A 16,243-nucleotide genomic window follows, 5' to 3' on the forward strand; every position below is an offset into this window, starting at 1 on the left:
ACTGGATTCGCCCCCATCAATTCAACGGTGGGCTGGCGCCAGCTCGGGCCGAAGAAAAACTTAACGTCGTGTCCGGGATTAGTTGACCACTACAGCTGGAACCGTCGCTCAAACGCCTCCGAGCCCCTTCTATCACATCGCTTCGTGCCGGCGCGCTAGCGTTTGGAACTCTGGCCTAAATCACCTTGCCGTTAGTCTTGCGGTCTCAACGCGTGAGATTCAACAGCTTTAATCCACGGCGATTTGCATGCTCTGTACGACTTGGCATCGCTGGGATGCAGAGCCTCACAAGCGAGCTTCATCTTCATGATCTCGAGCTAATTTGGAATTGGTGATCATGACGTTTTGAAACTTTAAATGGCGGGTGATGTGCGTTGAGCCGCATTCAAAACCATGCTTAGAGTTATTCAACATGTGAGCTAGGCGACCTTATCCCAGACAATGCTGAGCGAGCCGTGAATCGGCCCCCTCTGCAGTGGCAAAATGACATTTCTAAAGGAGTCCTGTTGTAATTGGGCTAGAGTCGTCTCCACACATCTATCGGGTTGGTGAACCGCCATAGTGCGGTCACAAGGAAGAGGCTATGCAAATCCAGCACCTAGAGATCGCGAACTTCCGTAAGCTCCTATCAGTTCGAATCGACCTGGCAAACACCACTACCCTTCTGGTCGGAGCGAACAATAGCGGTAAGTCCTCCGCGATGTTGGCGCTACGCAAGTTCCTGCTTTCTAAAGCGACCGCGTTCCGGCTCCAAGATCTGACGCTCTCACATCTCAGGACTATTGATGCCATTGGTGTCGATTGGGAAGCTGCTGATGAAAGTCTCCAAGCCCCCGCGGCGAACGAGTGGGCGCACTGGTTACCCACCCTAGATCTCTGGATGGAAGCCTCGCAAGGCGAACTGCACCACATCAGAGATCTGATTCCCAATTTTGCCTGGAAAGGCGGCCACGTTGGCATGCGCTTCCGACTCGAGCCGAAGGACATGGCCAAGCTCTTTACTGATTACCGGAAAGAGCGGAAGCGCGTGAAGCTGCTGCAAGAGGAAATTGAAAAACGGACCGAGACAGGAAAGACTCCGCCCCCCCTGCCATTGTGGCCGCAAAGTTTGCACGATTACCTCAACTGGCGTCTGGGAACGATGTTCGCGATTCGCTGGTACCGTCTCGACCCTGCGCAACTCAGCGCACCAGATCCCAAAACTCGTCACGCCAAACTTCAAGGACTGTCCGCGACCGCTATTCCGCTGGAAAGCAACCCCCTGACAGATCTCATACGTGTTCACGAAATCAACGCCCAACGGGGCTTTGGAGACAGCGCGGAAGAATCCGTAACCGAAGGCAGAGGTGGTTCGGGGAAAAAATTGACGGAGCAATTGCGCGCTTACTACAACCGGCATCTGGATCCGGGTGACAGTCCAGACATCTCGGACTTGGAGGCACTGACAGCCATCCAGGCTGCCCAATCTGCATTCGACTCCCGACTGACTTCCAGCTTCGCCCCTGCTCTCGAAGAAGTCGCAGGCCTTGGATACCCCAACAATTCTGACCCTGCTATCAGGGTAGAAACCCGGCTGTCTCCTACGGACGGGATGAACCACGAAGCAGCAGTTCTATTCGAGCTGGACTCAGCCGCAGGTGCGCCCGGCGCTCCTCCCATGCGCTTGCCCGAGACGTCCAACGGTTTGGGTTACCAAAACCTGATTTCGATGATTTTCCAGCTGATGGCGTTTCGAGATGAATGGCTGAGGAAGTACAAGAACGCGGAGGAGCAGTCTGACGCTGGTGTCGAGCCAATCCACTTGGTGCTGATCGAGGAGCCTGAAGCGCACCTACACGTCCAGGTGCAGCAGGCCTTCATCAAGCATGCTTATCACGTCCTATGTAATGACCCGCTGCTTAAGAAATATCCGAAGCTCAAAACCCAACTGATCGTTAGCTCTCATTCGAGCCACGTCGCGCATGAGACGGAGTATGCGAATCTTCGGTATTTCCGTAGGCTGCCCGCGGGAATGGCCAACGTACCTATTCCAGTGTCCACCGTCTCCAACCTAAGCACTGTTTTCGGGCAGAAAAACCCTCACAAGCACACGAAGGAGTTTGTGACCCGTTACCTCCGGGCGCAACATGCCGATCTCTTCTTTGCCGACGCGGTCATTTTGGTAGAAGGTGCTGCAGAGCGAATGATGCTGCCGCACTTCCTGCGAAACCACTTCCCCTTCCTGGATCGGTGCTACATCACAATCTTGGATATCGGGGGCAGCCACGCACATCGACTCCGGCCTCTGGTAGACGCGTTGGGCATCGTGACCCTGGTGATCACTGATTTGGACGCTGGCCACAAGAAATCAGCGGTACCGGTTAGGCGCCAGGCAGAGCAGTCAACCAATAACCCTACCCTCCGGCACTGGATGGCTGCCCGAAAACTTGGTCATGACGTGGACACTTTGCTGGATCTGGATAGTGAACAAAAAGCTGATCAGATCGATGATTTGTTTGCTATCAAAGTGGCGTACCAGACGCCCATCACCATCCGCCTTCCTAGGACTGAAGGTGAAGTAGAGGCCCTGCCCAATACCTTCGAGGACAGCCTGGTACTGAGCAACGTGAAGCATTTTGCGACTAAGCAAGGCCGGGGTTTGACCAAGGCAGTTTCCAAAGCGCTGCGTGAGTCGGAAACGGCGGACGATCTAGGTCAGGCGTTTTTCGACGCTCTTAGGGATGGCGACAAGGCGGAGTTCGTTTTACAGACACTGGGAGATCCCAACTTTGCGAAGTTGGCGGTTCCGGAGTACATCCGCGAAGGGCTCACCTGGTTAGAGACCAAGCTCAAGAAAAAGAGTAAGGAGCTTCTGATAATTCCAACGGCTAGCATCGAGGTGACTGGACAATGAGCGCCATTACCGAGGTTGTTGATGAAGTGAAGCCGACTGCTGATGAGGTTATCAAAGCATGCCTGAACTTAGAGCAGCCACGTAGCTTCTTCCTTTACGCCGGGGCCGGCTCTGGCAAGACCCACTCGCTCGTAGAAGCAGTGAAATCGCTCAAAGGGCGCGAGCGACAGCGTCTCACATTTGAAGGCCGGCAGATCGCGATCATTACCTATACCAATGCGGCCTGCGAGGAAATCGAACGCCGACTCGAGCACGATCCTCTGGTTGAAGTCTCAACGGTCCACGCTTTCTCCTGGAGGATGATCAAGGGCTTCAACGATGACATTCGTGAGTGGTTGCGCGTTAAGCTCGCCGCCGACATTGACGAACTGGATGACAAACTCCGTAGGGCGCAAGGAGAGAATAAGACGTCTCGTGCTAATCGGGCGAGCCGGGACAGCAAGGCCCGTCGCCTCACGAGCCTGGATGAAATCACCGACTTCACCTATAGCCCGACGGGAGACAACCGAAGCAGGCAATCTTTGAACCATAGCGAGGTCATCCAGATGGCCGCGGCGTTCATCCCGAAGCCGCCCTTGCTTGATGTGATGGCTGACCGGCACCCGGTGCTCTTGATCGATGAAAGTCAGGATACGTACGGCCCGCTCATGGATTCCTTTCAGCAGGCTCAAGCTGCAATCCCTGAAAGGTTCTGCCTAGGGCTTCTCGGCGACACGATGCAACGCATCTACAACGACGGGAAAGTTGGGTTGGATGATGCCATTCCTGCGGATTGGGCCAAGCCAGAAAAACGCATGAACCGTCGCTGCCCAACTCGAGTTGTCGATTTAATCAATGTGATCCGTGCGAGCGTTGACGGTCATCAGCAAATACCTAAGCCGGGGGCTGCCAGAGGCACAGTACGAATGTTCTGCACACGGCAGGTACCGGGTCAGGATTTCAGCCTGGAGGAGCAGATAGCCAAGCAAATGGCTGACGTCACCGGCGATGTTCAGTGGGCAACCGGTATGCAAGGCCGCAAGACGCTCATCCTGGAACACAAGATGGCTGGGCGGCGTATGGGGTTTGAAGGTGTATTCACGCCGTTGTATGCCGTTGAACACCTAAACACGGGCCTACTGGACGGAACGCTACCCATACTCAAGCTTTTCTTCGAGGGGGTAGCCCCAATAGTAGAAGCGGCTCGAGCGGATGATTTCACGCTCATGGAAGCGGTGCGGCTGCGCTCTCCCTTACTTGATCCCAAATACTTGGAGTCGGCTGGCACCAACCAACTGGAGGTGCTGGAGTCTGTTGGAAAAGCGACCCAGTTGCTCTGTGAGATGCTTACGGACAATGATCCATTGATTGGGGAAGTGGCTCAAGTTCTTCAAAGGACTGGCCTGCTTGAGCTGCCTGCCCGCTTCGTCGAAGCGATGGCTCTGGGCGCTACGGCTGACGATGCCCCGGAAATATCGGATCGAGAAGCGCTTGAGATTCATGCTTATCGGATCGTCCTAGGATGCTCTTACTCGGAGATGGAGGCGTTCGCTGGCTACGCAAATGGGCTTTCACCGTTCGGCACCCACCAGGGGGTGAAAGGCCTAGAGTTTCCGCGTGTGATGGTCATCCTGAACGATGAAGAGGCAGGCGGTTTTCTGTTTAGCTATGAGAAGCTGCTCGGCGTTACGCCTGCTTCGCCAACCGACGTGAAGAATCAGCGCGCGGGCAAGGATGATTCCTTGTCACGCACGCGCAGGCTTCTATATGTGACCTGCAGTCGTGCTGAGGAAAGCTTGGCGATCGTGATTTACAGCGCCCAGCCAGAGATTGCCAAAGCGAGCGTCATTGAAGCCGGCTGGCTGAAGGCAAACGAGATTGTCGTGCTCTGAGAGGTGTAAGAAGTTGAGCAGTGTGGGGCACACTCCACTATGGTCTCGCTAGCTTGTTCCATGCGGTGTTTGCGACATCTTTTGTCGTAGAGTCTAGAGCTATGAATCGAGATGAGCTGACTTGTGGAGAACGCCTTGCTGGCCGCGCCACGAGCGTATGAAGGCGGTGAGCTGGCTGTAGCCGCCGTCGTACCCCTCGGCCTTGATCTGTTCGAAGAGTGCTTTGGCACTACTGCGGTTGTGCTTTGCCCGAAATGAATCGGCCTTGAGCGCCTGCTCAAGTGTCTCGTGAAATGGACTGAGTTTGTTGAAGGTTGCGCACCGTTGGTGCGCCGGCTGAGTGGCTTCGGGTGCTCTGACCCATTTTCGAATGGTGTTTCTCGACAGCCCGGTACGCTTGGCTATCTGGTGCAGCGAGAGCTTGTCGCGGAAGTACATCCGCCGGATTTTTCCCAACATTTCCATGCTGATCACCCTGTGTTCTCCTGCTCGAAAAAGTGAGCAGAAGCAGTTGAACACCCGGGTCAGTTTTCAGTCGGCAGAACAGCCTTTACTGGGTCAGTTTTCGGTCAGCGGCAACAAATCATGTTCTTAAGCATTTACGAATCCGCAGAAACTAAAAAGGATTGGTGAGACCAGCTGGACCAAGGCTGGCCTCTTCCCAAGCGACTTAAGCTGCTTTGAAGCAATAAGCGGCCAGTTTGTTACCGTCCAGATCACGGGCATACGCAGCATAGGCATTCGGTGCCCAACCACGCGGTCCCGGCAAGCCTTCACACGTGCCGCCGGCGGCCAATGCTGCGGCATGGAAGGCGTCGATTGCGGCACGGGTTGGTGCCTCGAAACTGACGGTGACACCATTCCCAACGCTAGCAGGTGCGCCGTTAGCCGGCTTCAGAACGAAGAAAGCCGGTGCGTTCTCGCCCCAGATAGAACCATTGTCTCCGAGATCAGCGATACGTTTCTGGCCAAGCTTGCCCAGTACGTTGTCGTAGAAACTGCGGGCTTTGTTCAGGTCGTTGGTGCCGACTGTAACGTGAGTAAAGACACTCATTTTATAGCTCTCTTTGATAGAAACGAGGTGGGTTTGCGTTGCAGTTTTGCCAGGGCAGGCTTGCCCTGGCGGTTATGGGCACGGTATTGCACTGGTCTGGAAATACTATGTCGCCGAGGCTTTGGTGCGAGGGGATTTATGCCCGGTCCTGCCATTGAGGAAATCAAGCCGCCTCAAGGAGTTCCTGGTGATCAATCGAATGCACGTCAGCAAGCCCCATGTGATGAGAACTTCGGAGTGGATCAGGGCTTACGCTGAATCGACCCGAATCAGATACGGCGACATCTGACATTTATTCTGAGTCACAGGCTATGTCAGATATGTTCATCAGGCTCATAAGGTACTGATTCGACAAACTCGCTTTTGACGCCCACTCTTTTAACGGGCCATGTCCTCCGTGTTCATGGCGAATAATTCAATGAGGTGGCTGCCGATGAAAGTTCGAAGACATTTTTACCGCTGGGTACCGCCAAGTATTCACGTGCGGCGGCCACGGCTTTGTCGGCGGCTTTTCTGTAGCGTTTGTACTGTCCTATCGCATGATTCACGAACGAGCTGACGTACTCGCCCTTCGAAGAAAACACCTGAGCTAAACGACGGAACATCCCTGTCTCCTATGCCGCTGAAAGGCTGTCCGGGGGAACCGGCTAAAATGTTCATTACTTAAAATCTACAGTCAGCGCTATACGTATTTATACAAGTATTGCGGATGATGGCGCACCGCCATCTCAGAATGCGATGAACGCGCCGTAACCGTCTCGCAACATAGAAATATCTCGCTGGCCTTGATGTTCTCTCGGTGGAAAATTGTTGGCATTGCGAAGCCCTCGTAGCTATTCATCCTTACCACACTCTCGTAAGTTATCCTTATCACGCTCCCGTAAGAGCCAGCAGACGATGCCGAGCACCAGGGTGGCAAATCCTAGTACGGCAATGGTGAGCGCAGGAGTAGCGGCAGAATCGAGAATAACGAACTTCCGGCTGAGCGCCAGCAAGGCGATCAACAGCACTGTGCGAACCTGAACGATGCTGTTGCGTCGTAGGGCCGGGCGCACAATCGAATGCTTAAACTCCAGGGCTATCAGCACGGTGAAGATTGAGCCAAAGAGGGCCTGGAAAACATCGTGATCTAGAGGGTCAATCGCACCACCGATCACCAACGGCACAACCCTGCGACAGAGCTGCAGTAGCGCCATCAAAATCACAGACGCGATGATGAGACTGAGCGCAAGAACAACCAATTGTTCGAAACGTTCGTAAGCATTCATCAGCGCCCACTGAAGTCTGAAATTTTTCAGCGTCGAGTTGCGCTCACGCCCTTCAGAATCAGGCTTTGACACGATAACCCTCCACACTTGCGTCTTCAGTCTGCCGGGCTCGTCCAGGCATTAGAGGATCCAGTACACCACTGCACGTCGTGATCAACAGGCCAGCTCCCAGGTTACGTGAGTGTGCTGGGGCTAAGTCCCAGTCTCCGCAGTAGGTGCCAGATCATCTGGCTGGTTTGGCTGGCTACTCTTTCCGGAGGTCTTTGGCGCATCCACCTCCACCTTATTGAAGACCACTTCCCTACGTTCCGTGTCGTAACCCAACTCAACACTGTCGCCGGCTTGCAGCTTGCCAGCGAGCATTTCCTTCGCAAGCCGCGTTTCGACGGCCTGGCGAATCTGACGTTTCAACTCGCGCGCGCCAAACTCAGGCTGATAACCAACATCCGCCAGATGATCGATGAGTGAGCCATCAATTTTCACTGTGATGTTCTGTGCAGCTGCGGTTCGAATGACCCGATCAAGCTGAATGCTCACAATCGATCGGATGTTGTCACGGGTAAGGGCATGGAACACGATGATGTCATCAATACGGTTCAGGAATTCGGGACGAAAATGCCCTTTCAGGACTCCCATCAATTCATCACGTAACGCTTTATCCGTAAGGCGTTCATCTTCTGGGCGCTCAAGATTCTCCATGATCACGGGAGAGCCCAGGTTGCTGGTGGCAATGATGATCGTATTGCTGAAATCCACGACACGTCCCTTGCCGTCCGTGAGACGCCCATCGTCGAATACCTGCAGCAATACGTTGTTCACGTCGGGATGCGCCTTCTCGATCTCGTCGAGCAGAATCACACTGTAGGGCTTGCGGCGAACACGCTCCGTCAACTGACCGCCTTCGTCGTATCCCACGTAACCGGGTGGCGCACCGATCAACCGGGCAACCGCATGACGCTCCATGTACTCCGACATATCAATACGAATGATCGATTGCTCGTCACCAAACACGGTTTCCGCCAACGCTTTGGCCAGTTCGGTTTTGCCGACGCCCGTAGGGCCAAGAAAGAGAAACGTGGCAATCGGTCTGTTGGCCTGGCCAAGGCCGGCTCGAGACAAACGAACGGCATCGCTGACCGCGCGAACAGCATCTTCCTGCCCGACCAGCCGATCACGCAATGTGTCTTCCATATTCAACAGCTTTTGACGCTCCTCCTGCGTAAGCTCGGTCACAGGAATCCCGGTGAGACGGGACAGCACCTCGGCAATCGACTCGAGGGTCACCTCAAGGGTTTCGGAACCTGTCTTGCGCTCCCAGGCTTCTGTTTCCTCTCCCAGTTGCGCTTGTTTTTGACCAATGCGCTCTTCGAAGCCTTTGGATTCATCAAAACGCTTACGGGAGGATGCATAGTCCTGTTCACGTTTAAGTTGGGTGATTTCGGCTTCCAGCTCCTGAATGCCAGCCGGCCTCGAGGAGGAACTGATTCGAACGCGGGCCGCTGCCTGATCGATGAGGTCAATGGCCTTATCCGGCAGATAGCGCGAGGTGATGTAACGATCCGACAGCTCTGCTGCCGCCACAAATGCTTCATCGGCGAATGTGACCTGATGGTGAGCCTCAAGTTTGTCGCGCAGCCCACGCAGGATAATGATGGTCTGTTCGACGGTGGGCTCGGCTATCAGCACAGGCTGAAAACGTCGTTCAAGCGCTGCGTCTTTTTCGATGTGCTTTTGATACTCATTGAGTGTCGTCGCACCGATCAAACTGAGCTCCCCGCGCGCCAATGCGGGTTTCAGCACGTTGGCAATGTCCAGGCCGCCCTCCTCACCACCCTGCCCCGCACCGACGATCGTATGTAACTCGTCGATGAACAGAATGAGCTCCGAGCTTTTTGCGGCGACTTCATCAAGCAGTTGCTTGGCTCGCTCCTCAAATTCACCACGATATTTAGAGCCCGCAACCATTGAGTTCAGATTGACTTCAACAAGCCGTCTGCCACGCAAGATCTCAGGGACATCGCCCTTCACTATTCGTTGTGCAAGCCCTTCGACGATGGCGGTTTTACCGACGCCAGGTTCGCCGATAAGAACTGGATTGTTCTTTCTGCGCCGCGCCAGCACCTCGATGGTATTTTCGATTTCCTGTGCGCGCCCTAATACGGGATCGAGTTTGCCCTCACGAGCCAGTGACGTCAGGTCTCGACCGAACTTGTCGAGTGTCGGTGTTCCCGTCGGGGTGTCGACTCGCCCATCCTCAGCGCCCTTACCCACTACCTTGACCACCTTCTGCCGCAAGGCTTCAGGCGTTACGCCATATTTTTTGAGCAATGTCCCGGCAATACTTTCCGGTACAGAGGCAAGCCCGATCAACAAATGCTCTGGGCCAACGTACGAATGTCCTAAATCACGAGATGCCTGGAACGCAAAATTGAAAACTTTCTTTAACCGTGGCGAAATGCTCATCTGGTCCACCGGGGCCTGGGCCTCCGCTGTGCCCCTCTGAGCATGTTGATCGATGTAGCCTTTGATCTCGTCCGGAGAAAGCTTCAGCTCCTTAAGCAACGCCGTACCCACATCGGTATCCGCAAGCACATACAACAAATGCTCAGTATCGAGCTCGCTACGGTTGAGCTCATGGGCTTTTTCACCCGCGCGTTGCAGGATTTCCAGCGTCTGGGAACTGAATGCATCGGTTGCATCGACAGATTCTCGAGGCACTTGCGCAGAGAGCCTGAAGTCATCACCCGCTTGATCCTTTGCTCCGCCCATGCTGTCGAAAAAGCGGGACACACCCCCGCCCAGTAGAGAGTCGAATGGATTCAACATGCTTTGATGGCGTAAGAGTTGACGGTAATCGTGGTCGCAAATGGACATTGTCCTGGCTTGGCCATTTTGCGATACGGTCACTCGCGCTACAGCGGGTCTCGCATTACATATTTCACAGAGAGTAGCCATGATGAGTTGTCTCCAAAGATGGATAACACGGACTCATTCAGATGGATCTACGTCCCCGTAAACGATGCTCAAGCAACAGGGGCATGAGATCCGCAATACGCTGAGATTGCTCAGGAAGACGATTACGTTGGAGGGAATGGCAGTCTCGGCAGACGACGCCATCCAATAACGATAGTCGGATCTCATCAAAACACGCTATGGGCGACCCAGGATACCGACGAACGACGTCTGATAAATTCGTGCTCAAAAATACCGCCAGTCGTAAACCACCAACTCATCAGCAAATGAGGCTATGGAATCACCAGCGTGATCGAGCAACGATTCGATGTCGGAATTCGCAGGGCCGAATCGATCAGCAAGGACATGATTGCGGTTCGCACCAAAACCATCGGATAAAAAAAACCGCCGAAAATGACAGCAAAAGAACGAGCGCGCGAGGTCTTGCCTGCACTGGAGGAAACGGAGAACGCGTTCAGCGATTACGGCAAGCGCCAACAACGACTATAGTCAATGGTGCGTCAGAGCGAATCCAGCCTTTCCGCTACCAACCTGGCCTCAATCCAATACCGCGAAGGCACGGCGGATCTCCTCGTGCTTCTTGATGCGGATCGTGAACGTCTCGCAACCGAAGACACTCAGGCTCAGACCTCGAACGAGGTGTATCGAGGCATCGTCGCCATTTATAAATCACTTGGCGGTGGATGGAGTTATCCCCCCGGGCAAGTCGTATCCCGCTGAGCAGACTCCAACCGCCCATCTATAAGGGCTCAAGCCATGCACACTTCAGAATTGGATGATGCGAAAGAAACGAATGGCGACCTGGTTCAGGGGCCGCTGCCGGCCGGCACTGTCGCGCCCGACTTCACTCTGTACGCAACCCCTGATCAGCAGTTGTCCCTACGCGAGCTAAAGGGAAATCCCGTGATACTGGCGTTTTATCCCGCAGACTGGACTTCGGTTTGTGGCGACCAACTGACCTTGTACAACCAGTTGCTACCCACATTCAGAGAATACGGTGCGACGCTACTGGGTATCTCGGTCGACAGCGCTTGGTGTCATCAGGCCTTTTCCAAAGATCGGAATTTTCACTTCAGCCTGCTCGCCGATTTCGAGCCCAAAGGGGCTGTGGCGCGACAGTATGGAGCGTACGACTCCCACCTGGGAGTTTGTAAGCGGGCGTTGTTCGTGATTGACAAGGAGGGAGTGATCGCCTGGAGCTACATCTCACCAATGGCAATCAACCCTGGGGCGGACGGCATTCTGGACGCGCTGGATGCTCTAGCGAATTCGCCACAAAGCGCGCCAACCAAAAATTAGCAGGTGATCACATGGCCACTCTCAAAGTGCCGGTAAGTGCCAACGACCATCGCCAGGGAAGTGCGCATGCCAAGGTCACCTTGGTGGAATTTGGCGACTATGAATGTCCCTATTGCGGTTTAGCGTATTGGGTCGTCAAAAAGCTACAGCAGCATTTTCACGATGATCTGCAATTCGTGTTCCGTAACTTTCCACTGACCACCGTTCATCCGCATGCTATGGGTGCAGCGGTCACCGCTGAGTATGCCGGGAGTCGAGGATTCTTCTGGGAGGCTCATGACGAATTGTATGAAAATCAGGATCGATTGGGCCTGCCGCTGTTTCGGGCCATCGCTCTAAAACACGGCCTCTCCGACGAAGAACTCTATGTTGCTATGCAAGACGGCACTTACCTACCCAAAATAAAATCCGATTTTAATGGCGGCGTACGGAGCGGCGTGAATGGCACCCCAGCGTTTTACATTGACGGGCTTCGCTATGACGGGGCTCCAGAGTTCACCGAGATGAGTCAGATGATTGAGCTTTCGTTAGTGAGTTGACGAAAATCGCCAGATAGTGAAATCGCTTGGCATCACCCACACCGTAGCCGAGGGCGAACGTCCCCCCATTGCGCAGCGCACCAGGTGTGCATTCGATAATATTTCAATACGGGAGATTGAAGAATCCAGGTGCTGCCAGCGATAAGCATCGCTCATAAAGCAGCGGCACGAAAATATCAGCCCAGCGAACCGAGGACATAAAAAATGGCGATGTTAATTTTTGACAGCTCGGAAGATTCCATAGTCGAGGCCCGTGTCCTTGTCGAGGCGCTGAATGAATGGTTGGCGGAACAGCAGCCCAGTTGCCCGCTAAGGTCCGCCCGTGCGCAATGTTGCTATCGGCCCGATGGCACGCTGGATTCTGTATTGACCGTACTAACAGACGTGGTGGTGGATTAAAGAGGTGCACACGGAGCCAGCAGCGAATGAAATCTTTAAAGTATTATGAAAAAAATCGACACGCCACATGGTTAGAGTTGTTTTTTGACCTGATTTTTGTTGTTGCAATTGGAAAGGTTACGCACACTCTCGGACATCTTCATCACGGCCATTTTGAACAGGAGCAATTATGGACATTTTTACTGCTTTTTGTTCCATTATGGTGGATCTGGTCCAGCCACACGATTTACTCAAATAGGTTTGATACAGACAGTAACCTTCACCGCTTGGCAACATTGTTTTTAATGTTGCTGCTCATTGTACTGTCTGCACGGATTGGGGAAGAATTGGAAGTAAACTATGCGCTCGTTATTGCCTGCTATTTTGGTATACGTGCCATCATCAGTATTATGTACATTTCGTCCATAAATAAATTCGATCACCGTAGCGAATTCTCCTCCAGGCTTGGCTTCGCCCTGTTAGTTAGCGCAGTTATTAGTCTCTCATCCATTCTTTTTGACCCACCTATGCGTTACCTTGTCGCTTACATTGGGATTTTTCTTGACATTCTGCTCCCTTTGTTTTCTTGGGGTAAGCTAAAGCCATTGCCTGCACATACAGAACACTTGGTTGAACGACTAGGTTTACTCACCCTCATCTTATTGGGCGAGTCGGTAATTAGCCTTTCTGGAGGGTTATCTGACATTCAATGGGATCGTTATAATGTGATGGCGGCAATCACCGGATTTATCATGATTTGCAGTATCTGGTGGATCTATTTTGATAGCTTTTACCTACTGAGCAAAAATGAAAGTAGTATGAGTGGACACTCCTTAATCTACTCGCACCTTTTTCTATTTATGGGGCTAGCACTTCTCGCAAATTTGATCAGGCATGCGATCCTGAATGACATTGCGATGCGCGATTTCCAGATTACGTCAATCATCGGCATGGCCTTATTTTTCTTAGGCAAGCAATATGGCTACTTCATAGCGGTACCTAAAATAAGGAAATACATACTACAAAACACCTTGATCGTGTTTTCTCTAGGTGGTTTGGTTATATTCCTACCCCGCGTCGAGTACATATTGGTCGGCCTGACAGCAACCATGATCTGTTATGTTTTACTAAACTTCAGGTATCGTTGAATCTTTAAAGTTGGGCCATATCACGGGTGGATCAGCTATCCGCGCACATCCATACATCCCTACCAACCAAAGCGGGTGGTCGCCTGGAAAGCACGGGGGTAAACACCGCGCGGCGGGAGGCCCGCGCCAAGCGGCAAAAACCTAATCAAAGAAGGCCAGGGTGCGAACTTCGATACTCTCGCGCGGCGGGGCTCCCGGCGGCGTGTTGGGATCTTTGAAGGCGGTATGGGGCGTGAAGCGGGCACGGCCGTCGTGACGTGAGTCATACCCCTTGATCAGCAAGACTTCGTCACGGCGCATGTCCGGAAAATAGTACCAGCGCTGTTGCGGATTGTAGGCCAGGTGGTAGATCTCACCGATACGATCCGGATAGACCAAGTCGGTGGCCAGCAGGTCATTGGGGTCGAGCGTCGAGGCGTCCAGCACGGCCAGCGGTGAGCGCTTGACGGGGCCGCTCATCGGGCGCCAGAGGTTAATCTGGGCCACCGACGCCCGTGCGGCGGCCTGATCCTGGCCCAGCACGTCGCGAATACGTTCAGGCCCCGAGCGGTCGGTGTAGTCATTATGCACACGGCTGGCTGGCCCGCGAATATCCCGCCGCTCGGCGTCGCTGCGCCTGGTGTGGTCGAAGATGACGACCCGGCTCGCGCCCGTCAACTCCTTGATCAAGGCCTTGACCTCGTCATAGTAGACGCTTTCCACTGAGGTATCGTCGTAGAGATCGTCGACCACCGTATCCCGCCGATGGAGTTCAAACCCCTGCTTGTCCAGAGAAAGGCTGTCTGCCAACGGACGACCGTTGTGTATCGTGACCTCGCGCTCCTCCTGCTCAGCAAAGTAGTGCGGTTCACTGTTACCGGTCAGAGCCTCGGTATGCACATAGGGCTTCGCATCGTGCTTGACCAGGTAGGTGAGTTTTGTGATGACGTTAGCGGGCATATCAGTTGTGCACTTCAAGTAACACCTCCCGGTCTGCTGAGCGCATCCGGCGTAGTGTCACCGTGGCGGCGCTGTAACTTGCATGTAGACACCTTCAATCTCGATCGTATGCCTTCGAACGGACACTATCAAATGCAGCCCGAGGTGCACGGCACACGACCGATAGAAAAGGACCTCTCTAACCTCGGCATCGACGACCAGCTTGACCATGACTGGCGTGTCGCACTGCGGGTCTGCGCCGATCATGAGCATCCGATATCCCTAAACTTCCCGCACCGCTATCTAGAGAAGCGGAATGCTATAGGTGACAAAAATACGATTCTGATCGACGTTACGAGATGCTTCGCTGTTGGACTTGCCGTTACGCCAGCCGAACCCGACGCCTTTTAGCGCTCCCGACTGAAGGACGTAGTCCAGGCTAATGTCTCTTTCCCATTCCTTTTGGTTGGCGCCTGACGTCGTTTTAATGTTATCGCCAGAGAGGTACATGACCGAGCCTTTTAGGCCAGGGACGCCCAGAGCGGCGAAGTCGTAAGCATACTGGCCGAAAGCTGTTCGCTCGCCTGCGCGGGTGAAAGTTTGGATAAAGCGGTCTGTATACAGATACAGGCTTGCTCCACCGGCGCCCTTGTCTGGCAGGCTACCCTGACTGAGTTGAGTGAAGTTGTTGCCATCCGACACACTTTGGTACCCCGCAGTAATCGCGTGGCCACCCAGTGTGTAAATCAACGCGGCACTCCAGGTACGGTTATCGATTTCTCCATCACCGTTTTTGGTGTAGCCACTCATTCTGTAGCCTGACGTACCGGAGCTATTTGCACCTGACGAGTCAGTTTTGAAGTAGCGCAGGTCGGTTTTGAGGGACTGATTGTCCGAGATGGCAAGGGTGTGAATCAATCCCAAAAAATGCTGCGTATAGTAGTTATCGAGGCCGGCGTAGTAGTACTGAGCTGTCAGATCCTTGGTGACTTTCCAATCGCCCCCGGCGAAGTCAAACTGATTACTTTCACGCGTACCACCAGTAACGGCCAGCCCCGTCTGATCGCTCGAACCACGTCCTGTTGCATGTTCGATCCGACCTCCAGTCAAGGTCAGGCTATTGAGCTCGCTCGAGGTGATTTGAACGCCCTCGAAGGTTTGCGGTAGCACGCGTCCATCGTTGGCGACCAGAATTGGGAGTTTCGGAATCAAGGTGCCGTAGCGAAGTTCAGTTTTCGACATTTTGACTTTTCCGGTCAGCCCCAGCCTGCTCCACTCGTCGACGGCACGGTTGTCACTGTCAGAAGGCATCATGCTGCTACCGACATGCCGTCCTTTACCGCTGTCCAGGTTAACCCCCAGCAACCCCAGGCCATCGACACCAAAGCCAACCATTCCATCGGTATAGCCCGATTTGAAGTCCAGCATGAAACCCTGCGCCCATTCTTCGGTTTTGGAAGGTGCGGCAACGCCATCGCGGTTGTCGTTATTGAAGTAGAAGTTTCTCATTCCAAAGGTGGCTTTGCTATCACTCAGGAAGTCAGCATGTACCTGGGCACTCAGGGTTATACTAAGAAACACCGAACTTGCAGCTATTGTTTTTCCACTCATTTATATAGCGCTCCATTTGTTATTTTAAAGTAATAGAAGCAACGCGAAATTTTCCAGCTGCGCGTTTTTTATTATTCTTAATACCCTGCTAAACACGAGAAATCGACGATACCTAGCCCTGCATCAAGTTGATATTGTTAATGCAAGTTCCAAAGTCGATCATCGCACCTGTTTCTGTTATGCAGCGCGATAGCGTTAGGGAAGGTCTGAAGTACCCCGCGATTTTTTGATGCTCCAATCATTTGGAGTTCAAAAAATCGACGGTCTGCCAAAAATCAGACTTAGGCTCTT

Annotated in this window: 12 protein-coding genes and 2 pseudogenes; 7 read left to right on the forward strand and 7 right to left on the reverse strand. The window is 53.4% G+C overall.

Features of this window, described 5'->3' with window-relative positions; translation table 11 throughout:
• Nucleotides 1–583: 583 nt before the first annotated feature.
• Both J2X66_RS29820 and J2X66_RS29825 read left to right on the forward strand, forming a co-directional pair.
• Nucleotides 584–2,893, forward strand: coding sequence for an AAA family ATPase (locus J2X66_RS29820; RefSeq protein WP_310272226.1), 2,310 nt, complete (start codon nt 584–586; stop codon nt 2,891–2,893).
• Nucleotides 2,890–4,764 carry a UvrD-helicase domain-containing protein gene (locus J2X66_RS29825; RefSeq protein WP_310272229.1) on the forward strand — a complete coding sequence of 625 codons (1,875 nt, stop codon included), beginning with the start codon at nt 2,890–2,892 and terminating at the stop codon, nt 4,762–4,764. The genes J2X66_RS29820 and J2X66_RS29825 overlap by 4 nt, the downstream gene beginning before the upstream one ends.
• Before the next feature lie 132 nt (nt 4,765–4,896).
• Here the strand turns inward: J2X66_RS29825 and J2X66_RS29830 are convergent.
• The 5 genes and pseudogenes from J2X66_RS29830 to J2X66_RS29850 form a co-directional block, all read right to left on the reverse strand.
• Nucleotides 4,897–5,229: pseudogene (locus tag J2X66_RS29830) on the reverse strand (helix-turn-helix domain-containing protein); the annotation flags it as partial.
• A gap of 205 nt (nt 5,230–5,434) precedes the next feature.
• Complete coding sequence (locus J2X66_RS29835; RefSeq protein ID WP_310272232.1) at nt 5,435–5,818, reverse strand: VOC family protein; 384 nt, start codon at nt 5,816–5,818, stop codon at nt 5,435–5,437.
• Between the two features lie 401 nt (nt 5,819–6,219).
• Nucleotides 6,220–6,423, reverse strand: a complete 204-nt coding sequence (locus J2X66_RS29840; protein WP_150636627.1) for a hypothetical protein — start codon at nt 6,421–6,423, stop codon at nt 6,220–6,222.
• A 228-nt stretch (nt 6,424–6,651) separates the two neighbouring features.
• Nucleotides 6,652–7,086 carry a phosphate-starvation-inducible PsiE family protein gene (locus tag J2X66_RS29845; RefSeq protein ID WP_310272266.1) on the reverse strand — a complete coding sequence of 145 codons (435 nt, stop codon included), beginning with the start codon at nt 7,084–7,086 and terminating at the stop codon, nt 6,652–6,654.
• A 192-nt stretch (nt 7,087–7,278) separates the two neighbouring features.
• Entirely contained in the window at nt 7,279–10,044 is a 2,766-nt protein-coding gene (locus J2X66_RS29850; protein WP_405046823.1) for an AAA family ATPase, read from the reverse strand.
• Nucleotides 10,045–10,473: 429 nt separating this feature from the next.
• Here J2X66_RS29850 and J2X66_RS29855 point away from each other — a divergent pair.
• From J2X66_RS29855 to J2X66_RS29875, 5 genes and pseudogenes are all read left to right on the forward strand, one after another.
• Nucleotides 10,474–10,779 (forward strand): annotated as a pseudogene (locus J2X66_RS29855) (TolC family protein); the annotation flags it as partial.
• 36 nt (nt 10,780–10,815) lie between these two features.
• Complete coding sequence (locus tag J2X66_RS29860) at nt 10,816–11,358, forward strand: redoxin domain-containing protein (RefSeq protein ID WP_310272241.1); 543 nt, start codon at nt 10,816–10,818, stop codon at nt 11,356–11,358.
• Nucleotides 11,359–11,369: 11 nt separating this feature from the next.
• A complete protein-coding gene (locus J2X66_RS29865; protein ID WP_310272245.1) occupies nt 11,370–11,897 on the forward strand; it encodes a thioredoxin domain-containing protein in 528 nt (175 codons plus the stop codon).
• A gap of 204 nt (nt 11,898–12,101) precedes the next feature.
• Complete coding sequence (locus J2X66_RS29870; RefSeq protein WP_010459439.1) at nt 12,102–12,296, forward strand: hypothetical protein; 195 nt, start codon at nt 12,102–12,104, stop codon at nt 12,294–12,296.
• 26 nt (nt 12,297–12,322) lie between these two features.
• On the forward strand, nt 12,323–13,423 hold the full coding sequence (locus J2X66_RS29875; RefSeq protein WP_064677809.1) for a low temperature requirement protein A: 1,101 nt from the start codon (nt 12,323–12,325) through the stop codon (nt 13,421–13,423).
• A gap of 141 nt (nt 13,424–13,564) precedes the next feature.
• On the opposite strand, the gene J2X66_RS29880 is transcribed toward J2X66_RS29875, so the two are convergent.
• Both J2X66_RS29880 and J2X66_RS29885 read right to left on the reverse strand, forming a co-directional pair.
• Nucleotides 13,565–14,362 (reverse strand): CmcJ/NvfI family oxidoreductase, encoded by a 798-nt coding sequence (locus tag J2X66_RS29880; protein WP_310272258.1) that lies wholly within the window; start codon nt 14,360–14,362, stop codon nt 13,565–13,567.
• Nucleotides 14,363–14,644: 282 nt separating this feature from the next.
• Nucleotides 14,645–15,952 (reverse strand): OprD family porin, encoded by a 1,308-nt coding sequence (locus J2X66_RS29885; RefSeq protein WP_310272262.1) that lies wholly within the window; start codon nt 15,950–15,952, stop codon nt 14,645–14,647.
• Between the last annotated feature and the right edge of the window lie 291 nt (nt 15,953–16,243).

The organism is Pseudomonas sp. 3296 (assembly GCF_031456615.1).
Lineage (GTDB): Bacteria > Pseudomonadota > Gammaproteobacteria > Pseudomonadales > Pseudomonadaceae > Aquipseudomonas > Aquipseudomonas mucoides.